The organism is Methylobacterium sp. E-065 (assembly GCF_022829605.1).
Classification (GTDB): Bacteria; Pseudomonadota; Alphaproteobacteria; order Rhizobiales; family Beijerinckiaceae; genus Methylobacterium.
In genome coordinates this window covers 65,910-79,324 of sequence record NZ_JAKSYD010000188.1, presented here as the reverse complement: position 1 = coordinate 79,324, position 13,415 = coordinate 65,910, and the positions used below count along the sequence as shown (strand labels likewise).

Below are 13,415 nucleotides of genomic sequence, written 5' to 3'. Positions count from 1 at the left end.
TAACCGATGATGGGTCGCAACGCTGCCCCGAACGACAACGCCTCAACCGCAAAGATACTGAAAGCCGCAGAACGATGATCAAAAAGTTCGGGATCAAGCCGAAGATAATTCACAAGATCGTCCTGATCGTCCTCGTTATCGGGGCGATCATCGGCGGCTGCATCTGGCACGAGACCGGGCGCTTGGAGGCGATCGGCCAGCAGTACACACGCTTCATCGACCACGACGCGAAGATGGCCGAGGGCGCGCGGCAGATCATCCGCCTGTTCCATCAGACGAATTACGCGATCTACCGCGTCATCGCCGAGACCGAGGCCGAACGGATCCAGCAGGCGAGCCAGGAATTCGACACCGCGGTGATCGGGCTCCGGGAGACCTTCGCGGCCTTGATCGCGGAGGCGCCCGAATTCAGGGATCAGGTCGACACACTGCGGGGCCGCGTGGAAAGCTACATCTCGGACGTGTCGGAGGCGCGCATCCTCGGCGAAGCCAATCTCAACGTCGACGCCCTCGCCCTGATGCACCAGAAGATCGATCCGATCGTCGCCGACCTGGGTCGAAGCACCGGTGCGCTCAGCGAGGGCATCAGCGACCGCATGGCGGCCGGCGCGCAGGATCTTGCCGGGCAGATCGAGAGGATGCGCCGCGACCTCTGGACGTATACCGGGCTCGGCCTGCTCGCCGGGCTCGTTACCGCCGTCGCAGTCGGCATCTTCGGCATCGGGCGCCCGCTCGGCCGTCTCGTCGCGAGCCTGGAGCGGATGGCCGCGGGGGATGCCGAGGCACGGATCGCCGGAGATCGGCGGCGCGACGAGATTGGCGCCGTCGCGCACGCCGTCGATCGCATCCGCGCCCTCGTGGCCCAGCGCACTGCCGCAGAGGCCGAGAGCCGACGCGTGGCGGACGCGACGGTTGCGAGGGAACGGCAGCGCGCCATGACGGACCTGGCGGACACGTTCGAGGCGACGGTCGGCGGGATCGTCGGGACGGTCTCCGACGCCGCAGCCGCGCTGCGGGCGACCGCGTCGGCGATGAGCGTCACCGCCCGCGGCACGGCCGAGCAGTCCACGACGGTGGCGGGCGCAGCCGAGGAAACCGCCCGGACCGTGAACACCGCAGCGGTCGCGGCCGAGCAGCTCGGGGTCTCGGCCGCCGAGATCGGCCGCCGGGCGGACGAATCGGCGCGCTTGACCCAGGCAGCCGTGACCGAGGCCGAGCAGAGCACCGGCCAGGTCGGCGCCCTCAGCGCGGCGGTGACGGAGATCGCGGACGTCGTGCATCTGATCGCGCAGATCGCCGGTCAGACCAACCTGCTGGCGCTGAACGCCACGATCGAGGCGGCCCGCGCCGGCGAGGCCGGCCGCGGCTTCGCCGTCGTGGCGGGCGAGGTCAAGGATCTCGCCGCCCAGACCGCCCGGGCGACCGAGACGATCGGCCAGCGCATCGGATTGCTCCGGAGCTCGACCGAGGCGGCGGTGCTGTCGATCACCACGATCGGCGAGCGGATCCGCGCGGTCGGGGCCGTCACCGCCGCGATGGCCGCGGCGATCACCCAGCAGGGTGCGGCGAGCCGGGAGATCGTCCAGAGCGTGGCGCAGGCCGCCGCGGGCACCGACGCCGTGACCCGGACCATCACGGGCGTCGCCGCGGCCGCCGGGGAGACCGAGACCGCGTCCGGCCAGGTGCTCGGTTCGGCGGATGAACTCGCCCGGCAGTTCGCGGCGTTGCGCGGCGAGGTCGTGCGTTTCCTGGCGACGGTGCGGGCGGCGTGACGGTGCCGGTTCGAGACCGCACCGCCGCCAACATCGCCTTGCCGCGACGTATCCGAGCAGATACGTTCTCTGCGTGACGACGATCCTGCTGTCCGACACGTTCCGGGCCTGGCTCGCCGGCCTGCGGGATCATCGCGTCAAGGCTCGCGTCGCGGCGCGGATCCGTGCCGCCGGGCTGGGTCGCCTCGGTGATGTGAAACCGGTGGGCGCGGGCATTTTCGAGATGCGGATTTCGTATGGCCCCGGATACCGTGTCTATTATGTCCGCCGCGGCGAGGTGACGTATCTGCTGCTCTGCGGCGGAGACAAGTCGAGTCAAATCCGGGACATTCAGCGGGCCAGAGACATGGCCGCCAAGCTTGATGGGAGCGCCTGATGCGTTTCAGTGCCTTTGACGCCTCGGAGTTCCTCGACAGCGAGGCGGCCATCGCCGAGTACCTCGCCGCCGCCCTCGATGATCCCGATCCCGAACTGTTCATCGCCGCCCTCGGCGATGTCGCCAAAGCCCGCGGCATGTCGCAGATCGCCCGGGAGGCGGGTCTGGGCCGGGAAAGCCTCTACAAGGCCCTGACGCCCGGCTCGAAGCTTCGCTACGAGACCGTCCGCAAGGTCATGGACGTCTTAGGCGTCAAGCTCACCGTCGCAACCGGATCTTCGTGAAGCGGGTCTGACCTGCCGTCCGGAAATCGGAACGCCCCGGTCATGTGCCGCCGCCACCATCCTGTAAGCGCCACCTCGGTGACGACCGCGCCGTCATGGGCGTGGATCATGGCGCCGTCACCGGTGGCGATGGCGCAGTGGCAGGCCGGGAGGTGGCGGCGGAAGGCGAAGAGCAACACGTCGCCCGCCCGCGGCGCAGCCTCTGCCGCCGGCACCGGCACGAGGTGGCGGAGGGCCGCCTCGGTCAGCGGATCGGTGCCGGGGGCAGCCGATACCGCCCAGGTGCCCGAATAGGGCGGCACCGCCTCGGGCTCGGCGCCGTAGAGCCCGCGCCAGACCCCGCGCAGCAGCCCGAGGCAGTCGCAGCCGATTCCGCGCAGCGAGGCCTGATGACGGTAGGGCGTGCCGAGCCACAGCCGCGCCTCGCCCAAAGCAGCCGCACCGATCTCCCGCCGCATCGCGCTCATCGGTACAGGCTCCCGCCGTCGAGGATGGGATCCGAGCCCGGCACCGCGCGCATCACCGCGTCGTTGCCGGGCATGTGCGGAAAGCCCTGGAAGTTGATCGCGTTGGCGAAGCGGTCCCGGCAGGTGGCGAGGCGCTTGTCGCAGCCTGCGGTCAGCGTGAACCGGTCCCCGGCGGCGACTGGCCGGGCCGGCGCGGTCCAGAGCTCGATCAGGCCGCCGAGCTGCAGGCGCACATCCGCGGCGAGCCCGGCATTGGCGCCTTCGGTCCAGGCGAGACGGCCGCCGGTGAACAGGCTATCGGAAAAGTCCCCCGCCAGAGTCGCCGTGAGGGTCGCGGGTTCGGGGACGCCGACGACGTTGCCGGTGGTCCGCCACGCCGCCAGATCGACCCTGCAGCGCCCGTCCCCGAGATCGGCCCCGCAGGTGGCGCGATAGGTCCGGCCACGCTCCGCATCCAGCCGGTGTGCGAGGCCGCGCAGTTCCGCCACGAAGGCATCGCCCTCCCGGCGCACCTCGCCGATCGTGGCGAGGTCGAGGAGCAGGCGGGTCTCGGGATTGGCCCAGTCCACCAGCCAGGTCTCGACCGCGGCGCCGTCGTAGAGGCCGCCGGCGATGTCGGCCTCGGTCAGGCCGAGGCTGCTGAGCGCCCCGGCCACGTCGCCCCCCGAGACCGCGAAACCAGATTCCGCGCTGGCCTCGGCGGCGTCGAGGCCGGTCCGGGCGAGGTGGACGAGGCCGGCAAAGGTCAGGTCGCGGTCGTGGTCGGTGAAGCCGAGGGCGAGGCCGTCCCGCCGCAGCAGGGACCAGCAGCGGCACAGGGTGGTCACGCCCCCCGCGAGATGGGCCGCGAAGGCCTCCGGGATGTCGCGCATGGATCCTCCCTCAGGGCACGATCTCGACGAGCGGCACCCGCGGGATCTCCCCGGCCGTGAAGGCCGCGAGATCAATGGTGAGTTCGTCGGTGTCGAAGCGGACCGGCACGTCGAAGGCGAAGCCCGCGGTGACGGCGGCTCCGGGCGCCGGGACATGGCCGGGCGTGAAGGTGACGCGGCCGGTCGTCGCGTCGCACGCGAAGCCCTCGGGCCCGACCTCCTGGCCGGAAACCGCGACCCGGACGCTTCCGGCCACCGGCTTGGCGATCCGGCGGCGATAGGGGGCGAAGCCGGTCCCGTAGGTCTTCACCAGCGGGAAGGTCGCGGTGGTGCCGTCGCCGGTGCCGATCGGCTGGTCGAGGGGGCCGATCGCCCGGCCCGGCGGCCCGGAGCGACCATCGACCCGGTCGCGGAAACGGAAGCCGTAGAGGCGGCCGCGCCGCTCCTCGAAGAAGGCGAGGACGGCGTGGAGCGCGTCGAGCCCGCGCAGCCCGAAGCCGGCATCGTAGCGGCGGCGGGAATCCGCCCAGCGGCCGTTCCGGTGCTCCCGTCCGGAGGCCAGGGTGACGATCTCGGTCAGCCGCTGCGGGCCGCCGCTCGCGCGCAGCGACACGTCGAGGGGAAACAGCACCTCGTGGAAATCGTCGGCCATGGCGGTCCCGAGGGTTGGCGAGGGAGGGTTGGCGATGGACGGCTCTTCGGCGTCTCACGTCGCCCGCTGGCCGCGCGCCACCGCGCGGGCGAGGCTCGCCGTGACCTGCGCCTCGGACCGGCGGAACGCCCCCGGGTCGGGCGTGGCGATGTTGACCGTCACCGAGACCGGCCGCGCCGAGGCCCCGCCCCCTGCGACGCCCAGGCGCCCGTCCGCGCCGCGGGCCAGCGGCAGGATCGCCTCCGGCCCGGCCTCGCCCATGAGGCCGGTGCCGCCCGCCATGGGGAAATAGGTCGGCGCCGCCACCACCCCGCCGGCCGCGAAGGGCTGGACCCGCCCAGCCCGGAACACACCGCCCCGGGCGAAGCCGGGCTCTGAGCCGGCGCCCAGCACGGAATTGATGAGCCCGGTGACCCCGGACTGGATCGCGCCCCCCGCCGCCCGGGTCGCCGCGCCGGCGAGCCGGGTGCCGATCATGCCGAGCACGCCGTCGAGGCTGCGCCCGGAGGCGGCCCCCCCGGGTCAGCGCCGTGTCGAGGCTGCGGCCGAAATTCTGGGCCAGTCGGTCGAGGTTTTGCAGCCGCTCGGCCCGGGCGGAATCCTGCGTGTCGGCGTCGGTGTCGGCCATCGGTCAGCCTCGTCTCAGGTCCGGTCGGGGTAGGCGGCGAGCAGATCCTCGAAGCCCGCCCGGGTGAGCGCCTCCGGCCGGGCGCGCGGGCCGAGGGCGGCGGCGAACTCCCGTGGGGTCGCCGACCAGAAGTCACCGGGACGCCAACCCAGCACGCCGAGGCCGACGGCCAGGGCGTCCTCCCAGGGGAAGGCGTTTGGCAGGCGGGTCGGAACCGACGCATCCGGCTCCGATCCTTGAGCGCTCTCCGCCGAAGGGGGTGCCAACCGCCTCGAACCCGGCGCGGGTCCCCTCTCCCGTGCGGGAGAGGGACAGGGTGAGGGATACGCGGATTCCGAAGGCGGCGTGCACGCGTCACGCGTCGACGGATCGATCAAATCTACGGGTTCTCGTCCCTCGCCCCGACCCTCTCCCGCACGGGCTTGTGCGTTCACACTTCTCGGCTGGATGCCAAAGGCTTGAGAACCAAGCGCGTTTCCCCTCCCCTGGCGATCCCGGGCCTGCCCGGGATCGCTCGAGCCTGCGGGGAGGGACCAGGGGTGGGGGTGGTTCAGGATCGAGCGTGACGGTGCCTCCTGCCCCACCCCCACCTCCTCCCCACAAGGGGGAGGAGAGCGCGTCTCGGCCAGCGATGTGTGAACTTCACAGCCCGCACGGGAGAGGGGGCCCTGAGGCGGGTTTGCAGGCCCCGGCGCCTCCCCGAACGCCGCGGCGAGGACGGCTTCGAGGGCCGTCGTGACGGCCTCGAGCCCGCCGGCCAGGGGCAGCTGGGCGACCGCCGCGTCGTCGAGGTCGTGGCCGCCGCCCCGCAGGGCGACCCCCAGCAGGGCGATCAGGTCGCGCGCCGAGAGGCGGCCAGCCGTGAAGCGGGCGGCGAGGCCCGTGAGATCGCCGGCCCCGAGCAGATCCTCCAGCTCGGCCAGCGCCCCGAGGGTGAGGCAGAGGGTGTAGCGCCGGCCGCCGAGGTCGAGCGGCACCGCGCCGCGGATCCGGTTCGCCATGGAACGCCCCACGGGCTCACGCCGCCGCGAAGGCGAGCGCGCCCGCCGAATCGAGGCTCATGTCGAAGGTCACCTCGCCGGCGTGGTCGCCGCGGTATTCCAGGCTCGCGATCTGGAACGGGCCCTCCAGGATCCCGAAGCCCGGCACCACGACCTGGAAGGTCTCGATCACCCCCTCGAAGAAGATCAGGCGCAGCCGCGCGTCCGAGGCCTGGTCGCGGAACACGCCCGAGCCTGCGATCGCGGCCCGGCGCACACCGGCCCCGGCGAGCAATTCGCGCCAGCGCCCGGCGGAGTCGGCGTTGGTGACGTCCACGGTCTCGGCGTTCAGGGTGATCTGGCGGCTGCGCAGGCCCGCCACCGCCACGAAGCCGCCCGCGCCATCGCCGGCCCGGATCAGCAGGTCCTTGCCCTTCTGCGCGCCCATCGGTTGCCTCCTCGTCATCACAGTGGCTCATGAGGCTGACGCCTCCTGGACGAACCGCCGCATTGGCGGCGACGCGCATTCGCGCTTGCCGACGGCCGTCGGGATCAAAGGGTCTCGGTGACGGCCTCGACGGTGAGGCTCGCCCGCGCCTCGCCGGTCCGGGTGTCGCGGTGGGCCTTGATGGCGCGCACCCGCAGGGTGACGAGCCGGCAGCCGGCGAGCGGCATGGCCGTATCGGCGAGGAGCGCCGCGATACGCTCGGCGGCGTCCAGCGCGGTGCGCACCGAACCGGGTCGGGCGATCACCACGATCTCGTGGGTATGGCGGTGACGCTCGGCGCCATCGACGGAATCGTCCTGGATTCCGGAATCGCCGAACAGGGCGTAGACCGGGAGCACGCCCCGGGGCGGCTCGTCGTAGAGCCGGACACGGCCACCCAGCAGAGCCGCGAGGGCGGCATCCGGGGTGAGGCGTGCGATCAGGCCGGCGCGCAAGGCCAGGAGCGGGCTCGGATCGGTCACGACAGGTTCTCCCGCGGCAGCTCCTCGACGTGGCAGATGCAGTCGCGGCCCCGCCCGTCGGGTTCGGTCACCGCGCGGATCGCGAAGCGGCGGGGGCCGGCGGCGAGCCGCATGGTCGGATCGAGGTCGGCCCGGCCCCGCAGGGCGATGCGGTAGGCGGGGAGCGTGTCGGTCCGGCCGCCCTCGGGCCGGTCGACCAAACCGGACGGCGCCAGGGCGCCCCACAGGACCGGGCCGGCCACGTAGCGGCGCAGCACGCCGCCGAACCCGTCCGGCACCTCCAACGGACGTTCCAGCACGAAGCGCCGCCGACGGGTGCCGAGCGGCGGGTGTCGGGGCAGGCTCGCCATCGCGCGGTCTCCGGTGCCGGCCATCACAGGCGCATCCGGCGGAAGGGCGCGGCGAGGTCGGCGGCGTCGGTGCGGATGCCGTCCGCCTCGTCGCCCCGGTGCTCGTAGCGGGCGGCGGCCAACCGGAGGATCGCGAGCCGCAGGGGCGCCGGCAGGGGCGGCCCGTCGCCGCCGAACCCGGCCGCCACCTCGATCAGGATCGTGCGCCCGGCGGGGTCCGGCACCGCCGGATCGATCAGCAGGCCCGGCGCCTCGATCGGGTCGGGGCCCGGACGCACCAGCCCTTCGGCGAGGTCGGTCACGCCCCCTACCCCCGCGAGCCCGGCGCGGAGGACGGACACCAGCGGGCTCAGCGGCAGCGGCACCTGCCCGTCCGGCGGCCAGGCGGCGAGTGCGATCCGGTAGCGGCCCGGCACCAGGATCCGGCGCGTCTCGATCTCCAGACTGGCGCGCACCGCCACGATCAGGGCCTGGAGCAACGCGTCCTCGGCCCCCGCGTCGTCGGAGTCGAAGCGCAGGTAGGCGCGCAGCTCCGCAACGCTCACCGGCTCGACGGCGGCGGCATCGATGCGTAACGGGATCATGGTGCGTCCCTCTTGAGCGGTAATCCGATGCGGGTCTCGAAGCGCCGCCCGGCGGCTCTCGCCGCCCTCGCGGTCGCCCTGTCGCTGGCAGGCGGCTCCGCGTGCGCCATCGTGGGCGGGGCCGAGACGACGCCCGGCGGGGCCGTGATGGTCCTGTCCTCGAAGGGCGGCGTCTGCACCGGCGTGGTGCTCGCTCCCGACACGGTGCTCACCGCCGGCCATTGCCTCGCCGACGCCTCGCAGCACCGCGTGCATTTCCGCGACGCGTCCGGCGCGCCGGTGCTGGTCGAGGTGGCGGCGCGGGCGCTGCATCCGGGCTACGACGCGGGCGCCGCGAAGGCCCGGCGGCGGTCCATCGACCTCGCGCTCCTGCGCACCGCGACGCCGCTGCCGGCGCGCTTCGCGCCGGTGGCCTTGAGCGCCGCGCTGCCACGGGCGGGCGAAGACCTGACCCTCGGCGGCTACGGCGCCGCCAAGCCCGGGGATCCACGCTCCACCGGCACCTATCGCAGCCTGAATCTACCGGTGATCGAGCCCTACGGGCCGAGCCGCATCCTGGTCTGGCTCCAGGGCAGCGCCGGCGGGGCCTGCCAGGGCGATTCCGGCGGCCCGATCATCGGGCCGGACGGCACCGTGCGGGCGCTCGCCGCCTGGATCGGCGGTACCTGCGGCGGCCTCACCCAGGGCGTCCTGGTCGGACCGCAACGCGGCTGGATTGATCAGGTGCTCGGCGGATGGGGTCGGAGCGCCCGCTGGACCGAGTAGTACGCCGCTCGGGACGACCCGCCCGCTGCGCAGTCTGCATCGCCCACGGCCCCGCTGGACCGAATACGGATCGGTTACTGAACCGAACGCGTTAATGCCCGACTCCGTCTCGCGACAGGTCTCGGGAATAACGGGTCGGCGCGATGCCGAGATCTTTTGCCGACCGGGCGGCCATCCCAAGCGGGATTCGTCGCACGGCCCGACAAGGGCGGTTGCGCACGCGAAGACGAGCCGGCCCCGGGGTATCCGCGACGCATGTTGAACCACCGACAACGCCTGGGCTGGGGCCTGACGCTCTCGATGACGGCGATTATCCTCTGGGCTGCGGCCTCTTATCTGCGCGGCACTGTGATCTGGTGGCTCTGAGCCATCTCACGGCCGCGCCCGGCTGCGTTGCGAGCCCCTCGCGGCCGTGACGCCAACTTGGCCGAATGCGGCACCGGCTCACTCCTCCGCGCGCTTGCGGATTCACGCCTCGTGCGTGGCAACTCGGCCGCAGGATGGTGCGCAGGCCGCCTCTCTCGGGCGGGAGAGGGACAGGGTGAGGGATGAGACTTGTCCGAATGAGGCCCGACCGGCACGCATCGTAATGGCGCGCTCGATCCTGAACGTTCTCGTCCCTCACCCCAACCCTCTCCCGCTCGGGAGAGGGGGCCGGTCGCGCTCCGTCACGAACGTCAATGTCGAACCCAAATGCGTTAAACGCGTAGCCCCCGCGGCCCGCGGTGTTCACCAATCTCCGGTTGGCACCGGCGTGGATGGCAGAACGCGACGTGCCTGTCGGCGCAGGATCGTCGCGTGGCGATCGGGAGCGGCCCGAGGCTTTGCTCCGATACGCGCTCTCAGGTCGGACCCGCATCCCCTTCGGCAAAGCGCATTCTAATCACGGCGCCGATGCTTGAGATAAGCACCGAGCATGAATCCACCCTGCAGAGCCGACATGTAGGCCAGCAGGATCAAAATATCGGCAAACTGGAAACTCGACTTCAGAATGATGCGGATAATATCAGCGACGAGGAATACCAAACAGGCAATAATGACAAAGCCGACGCGGAAGTACCACCCCATCACCGCGCCAGCCAAGGCAATCACCAGCAAGCCGATCATTGTTTCGGATCCCCAGGCCTACTGCTGCAATCAGGTCGCTCATGGCTGAGACATCCTAATATTCTTCCCGGGAGACCCGTGTGGCAGATACTCGACGTGCATGCAGCGTCCCGTGCCCTTCGGTCAAACATGGCACCAGCCCTTACCGAGGCGGGTTGCGCGTGTCCTCGTTCATAGCACGGTAGGGCTACCGTATCGTTTCGCAAGCGGATGGCATTTGCCAAAAACGCCCCCTCTGTCCGGGAAATCGAAGGATCGCCTCGGCTCCGTGTGCCGACCGCGACCCGAGGCGGGGGTCACGACGGTCGCGGACACACCGTGTGACGCGGGCCCGTCGGCACGCCGCCCCGCGCGAAGCCCCTGAAAAACCTTCGCGACGCCGGCCTGGATGGAACGGATCCGCAGGGAACATCAGCTTGGCCAGGACATTCCATTGCACTAGGCTCCCCCACGTCGCCCGCCTGTCTGGGGCGTGCCACCCGCGCCGACCGCGCCCCGGAGTGCCCGATGTTCCCTCGCCCGATCCGCAAGACCGGCTTCCGCGGGCATTGTGCACGCGGGCGTTTCGGGGGCGGCCTGCTGGGTGCGGCGTTGCTCGGGGCGCTGGCCGGGCTCCTCCCCGCGCCCGCCTCCGCGGTGATCAACGGCGTGACCACCCGCGATCCGAACGGGGCGCGCAGCTTCGTCGTGCGCATCGAGAGCACGGAGGGCGAAATCTGCTCCGGCACGCTGATCGCCCCGGATCTCGTCCTCAGCGCCGCCCATTGCGTGATGCGTCCGGCAGGCTACACGGTGATCGGCGTCGACCGGGGCTTCCGCCAGCGCCGGACGGCGGTGATAGCCACGACGATGCATCCCGATTTCGTGCCCGGCACGACACCGGAGGAGCAGCCCGGCGTCGATCTGGCGCTGCTCAAGCTCGAACGCCCCCTCGGCCCCGATTACGCCCCCCTCGATCCGCGCGGCGCCGGCTCGATCACCACGGGCGAACCGGTCGACATCGCGGGCTTCGGCGTGGTCGCCGAAAACCGGCGGGGCTCGGCCCGCACCCTGCGGCTGGCGCATCTCGTCTCGATCGGCTCGCTGCAGGTCGCCAACCGGGTGACCGTGGTGACCGACCGGCGCCGCATGGCCGAGACCTCGGGGGCCGGCGCGTGCCTGGGCGATTCCGGCGGCCCGATCCTCACCGGGGGCCCGGGCGGCTACCGGATCGTCGGCGTGGTGAGCTGGTCGAGCGGTGCGCTGCAGCAGGGAACCCGCCGGACCGCCTGCGGCGGCTTCACCGCGGTGACCCCGGTAGCCGAGCATGCCGGGTGGATCTCGGCGCGCGCGGCCGAACTGTCTCAGATGCAGGTGAGCGATGCGCTGCCGCGCGGCAACCGGCCCGTCTGGACGGCGCGCACCCGCCGCAACTAGCCGCCGGTAAGCGCGTCGGAACAAGGACTTAGCGCAAGCCCTGATCGCACCGCGACAGCTAGGCGTGCCATGTGCTGGCAGACACGCGGCGTTCCCCGGATCGGTCGCGCCCGGGGAACCTGTGGCCGCATCGACACTTTCGAATCCGAACCTCTTAAGCTCACGGAGCGAAACCATGGCCGACACCGGCACCAGCAACACCCCCCGGTCGCACAAGACCCGCAACAACACCGACTCGAACGCCAAGAAGGTCTCGATCGAGGCCCTCAACGCCCGGCTGGCGGACGGCATCGATCTGGCGCTGGCGATCAAGCAGGCGCACTGGAACCTGAAGGGCCCGCAGTTCATCGGCGTCCACGAGATGCTTGATGGGTTCCGCACCGAGATCGACGAGTTCAACGACAGCGTCGCCGAGCGCGCGGTCCAGCTCGGCGCCACGGCCTTCGGCTCGACCCAGGCCGTCGCCGAGCGCACCAAGCTGCCGGCCTACCCGACCGGCATCTACGCGATCGCCGATCACATCGCCGCGCTGATCGACAGCTACGCCGCCTACGCCAACGCGGTCCGCGAGAACATCGACGAGACCGACGAGGCCGGTGATCCCGACACGGCCGATCTCTTCACGGAGATTTCCCGGGCGGTCGACAAGCAGCTCTGGTTCCTCGAGGCCCACGTGCAGGAGCCGACCGGCGCCCTGCGCGACGGCAATGCGGGCCGCTGAGAGCACATCCAGCACGCTCTCTATCTCTCGCCGACGCCACGATGCTCACGCATCGCTGGCGGACGCTTTCTCTCCTCCCCCTTGCGGGGAGGAGGTGCAGGAGACACCGCGTCGCTCAAGCCTGCACCACCCCCACCCCTGGCCCCTCCCCGCAAGGGGGAGGGGAAAGACTGCTCAAGCGAACTTCAGCAGCTTGATCGCGGCGAAATCCTGCACCCCGCCGCCGACGCGCTTGGTCGTGTAGAACAGCACGTAGGGCTTGGCGGAATACGGGTCGCGCAGCACGCGCATCCCGGTGCGGTCCACCACGAGATAGCCCCGGCGGAAATCGCCGAAGGCGACCGACAGGCTGTCCTTGGCGAGGTCGGGCATCGCCTCGGCCTCCGTCACCGGGAAGCCGACCAGGGTCGCGGGCCGGCCGGCGGCGAGCGGCGGCTGCCAGAGGTAGTTGCCTTCGGAATCCTTGAACTTCCGGATCGCGCTCTGGGTGCGCCGGTTCATCACGAAGCCGGCATTCTGGCGATAGCCCGCCCGCAACCCGTAGATCAGGTCGAACAGGGCGTCCCCCGGGTTGCCCGACGGGAAGGCCCCGGCCGCGCCCGTCGCCACGAACCCGAGCTTGCCCGGAACCCAGGCGGCATTGGCGACCGTGTTGTAGCTCAGAAAACCCTGCGGGCGGCTCACGCCGTTGCCGGTCACGAAGGCGACGCCCTCCTGCTCGGCGAAGGCGGTCTCGATCTCGGCCGAGAGCCACGCGTCGAGATCGACCACGGCGTCGTCCAGCAGGGTCTGGGTGGCGGCCGGCATCGCGTAGAGTTCCATGGCGGGGAACGCGATCTCGGAGAGCACCGGCGCGTCGGTCTGCGGGCGCGGGGCGGTCTCGGCCGCCCAGCCGGTCACGGGGGCGCCCACCGACACCGCACGCTTGTACTGCGCTCCCGAGATCTGCTGCACGCTGGCGATGGCGCGGATTGGCGAGATCTCACCGAGGCGCGTCAGCACTGTGCGCTCGATCGTGCCGGGCACGAGGTAGCCGCCATCCGGCCCCGAGCCGGTCGAGAGGGCCTTGGATTCCAGGCGCTTGAGACCCGCGCTCTCCCCGGCCCGGACGTAGAGGTCGAAGGCCGCCTTGTGCTCCTGCGCGCCGGCATCCTGGCGCGGCCCCGGCTGGCCGAGCGGCGGCCGGGCCTGCTCCAGATGGATCCGGTCGAGACGGGTGCGGGCTGCGTCGAGGGCGGCGTCGATCCGGGCGAGCTTCTCCTCGGTGAGCCCATCGGGCCCGAGGCGGCCCTCGATCTGTCCGATGCGGGTGTCGTTGGTCTCCTTGAAGGCCGCGAAGGCGGCCGACAGCTCGTCGAGGGCGGAGCGGACCGGGGCCGCCTCGGGCCGGACGGCCTTGTTCTCCAGATCGGGGAGAGCGGCCTTGGTCTCGAAGGCGGGCGCGAGCGGGGTATCGGCGTGCATCGGGAACC

Annotated in this window: 16 protein-coding genes and 2 pseudogenes; 6 read left to right on the top strand and 12 right to left on the bottom strand. The window is 71.5% G+C overall.

Annotation, left to right across the window (positions count from 1 at the left end):
* The first annotated feature begins 74 nt into the window (after positions 1-74).
* From MKK84_RS23255 to MKK84_RS23245, 3 genes are all read left to right on the top strand, one after another.
* Positions 75-1,772: a methyl-accepting chemotaxis protein gene (locus tag MKK84_RS23255; RefSeq protein ID WP_243924141.1), complete on the top strand. Its 1,698-nt coding sequence runs from the start codon at positions 75-77 to the stop codon at positions 1,770-1,772.
* Positions 1,773-1,845: 73 nt separating this feature from the next.
* A complete protein-coding gene (locus MKK84_RS23250; RefSeq protein WP_243924139.1) occupies positions 1,846-2,148 on the top strand; it encodes a type II toxin-antitoxin system RelE/ParE family toxin in 303 nt (100 codons plus the stop codon).
* A complete protein-coding gene (locus MKK84_RS23245; RefSeq protein WP_243924137.1) occupies positions 2,148-2,432 on the top strand; it encodes an addiction module antidote protein in 285 nt (94 codons plus the stop codon). Before MKK84_RS23250 ends, MKK84_RS23245 begins: the two co-directional genes overlap by 1 nt.
* On the opposite strand, the gene MKK84_RS23240 is transcribed toward MKK84_RS23245, so the two are convergent.
* From MKK84_RS23240 to MKK84_RS23195, 10 genes and pseudogenes are all read right to left on the bottom strand, one after another.
* Positions 2,363-2,899, bottom strand: coding sequence for an NlpC/P60 family protein (locus MKK84_RS23240; protein ID WP_243924135.1), 537 nt, complete (start codon positions 2,897-2,899; stop codon positions 2,363-2,365). The two genes, MKK84_RS23245 and MKK84_RS23240, sit on opposite strands and share 70 nt — an antisense overlap.
* Positions 2,896-3,771 (bottom strand): DUF2163 domain-containing protein, encoded by an 876-nt coding sequence (locus MKK84_RS23235; RefSeq protein WP_243924133.1) that lies wholly within the window; start codon positions 3,769-3,771, stop codon positions 2,896-2,898. Before MKK84_RS23235 ends, MKK84_RS23240 begins: the two co-directional genes overlap by 4 nt.
* Positions 3,772-3,781: 10 nt before the next feature.
* Positions 3,782-4,423: a DUF2460 domain-containing protein gene (locus MKK84_RS23230; protein ID WP_243924131.1), complete on the bottom strand. Its 642-nt coding sequence runs from the start codon at positions 4,421-4,423 to the stop codon at positions 3,782-3,784.
* Between the two features lie 54 nt (positions 4,424-4,477).
* Positions 4,478-5,051 (bottom strand): annotated as a pseudogene (locus MKK84_RS23225) (phage tail tape measure protein).
* A 14-nt stretch (positions 5,052-5,065) separates the two neighbouring features.
* Complete coding sequence (locus tag MKK84_RS35735; RefSeq protein ID WP_313899366.1) at positions 5,066-5,485, bottom strand: phage tail assembly chaperone; 420 nt, start codon at positions 5,483-5,485, stop codon at positions 5,066-5,068.
* A 240-nt stretch (positions 5,486-5,725) separates the two neighbouring features.
* Positions 5,726-6,052 (bottom strand): annotated as a pseudogene (locus MKK84_RS23215) (gene transfer agent family protein); the annotation flags it as partial.
* Between the two features lie 16 nt (positions 6,053-6,068).
* Entirely contained in the window at positions 6,069-6,479 is a 411-nt protein-coding gene (locus tag MKK84_RS23210; protein ID WP_243924129.1) for a phage major tail protein, TP901-1 family, read from the bottom strand.
* A 104-nt stretch (positions 6,480-6,583) separates the two neighbouring features.
* Positions 6,584-7,000, bottom strand: a complete 417-nt coding sequence (locus MKK84_RS23205) for a DUF3168 domain-containing protein (RefSeq protein ID WP_243924127.1) — start codon at positions 6,998-7,000, stop codon at positions 6,584-6,586.
* Positions 6,997-7,374 carry a head-tail adaptor protein gene (locus MKK84_RS23200; RefSeq protein ID WP_409566536.1) on the bottom strand — a complete coding sequence of 126 codons (378 nt, stop codon included), beginning with the start codon at positions 7,372-7,374 and terminating at the stop codon, positions 6,997-6,999. Before MKK84_RS23200 ends, MKK84_RS23205 begins: the two co-directional genes overlap by 4 nt.
* Complete coding sequence (locus tag MKK84_RS23195) at positions 7,374-7,934, bottom strand: hypothetical protein (protein WP_243924126.1); 561 nt, start codon at positions 7,932-7,934, stop codon at positions 7,374-7,376. The genes MKK84_RS23200 and MKK84_RS23195 overlap by 1 nt, the downstream gene beginning before the upstream one ends.
* A gap of 27 nt (positions 7,935-7,961) precedes the next feature.
* Here MKK84_RS23195 and MKK84_RS23190 point away from each other — a divergent pair, with 27 nt between their 5' ends.
* Positions 7,962-8,699, top strand: a complete 738-nt coding sequence (locus tag MKK84_RS23190; protein ID WP_243924319.1) for a S1 family peptidase — start codon at positions 7,962-7,964, stop codon at positions 8,697-8,699.
* An 879-nt stretch (positions 8,700-9,578) separates the two neighbouring features.
* Here MKK84_RS23190 and MKK84_RS23185 read toward each other — a convergent pair.
* Positions 9,579-9,806 (bottom strand): hypothetical protein, encoded by a 228-nt coding sequence (locus MKK84_RS23185; protein WP_243924124.1) that lies wholly within the window; start codon positions 9,804-9,806, stop codon positions 9,579-9,581.
* A 507-nt stretch (positions 9,807-10,313) separates the two neighbouring features.
* On the opposite strand from MKK84_RS23185, the gene MKK84_RS23180 reads away from it, so the two are divergent.
* A complete protein-coding gene (locus MKK84_RS23180) occupies positions 10,314-11,222 on the top strand; it encodes a S1 family peptidase (RefSeq protein ID WP_243924122.1) in 909 nt (302 codons plus the stop codon).
* Between the two features lie 175 nt (positions 11,223-11,397).
* Positions 11,398-11,943: a DNA starvation/stationary phase protection protein Dps gene (dps, locus tag MKK84_RS23175; protein WP_243924120.1), complete on the top strand. Its 546-nt coding sequence runs from the start codon at positions 11,398-11,400 to the stop codon at positions 11,941-11,943.
* A 174-nt stretch (positions 11,944-12,117) separates the two neighbouring features.
* On the opposite strand, the gene MKK84_RS23170 is transcribed toward dps, so the two are convergent.
* Positions 12,118-13,407, bottom strand: coding sequence for a phage major capsid protein (locus MKK84_RS23170; RefSeq protein ID WP_243924118.1), 1,290 nt, complete (start codon positions 13,405-13,407; stop codon positions 12,118-12,120).
* Positions 13,408-13,415 lie beyond the last annotated feature (8 nt).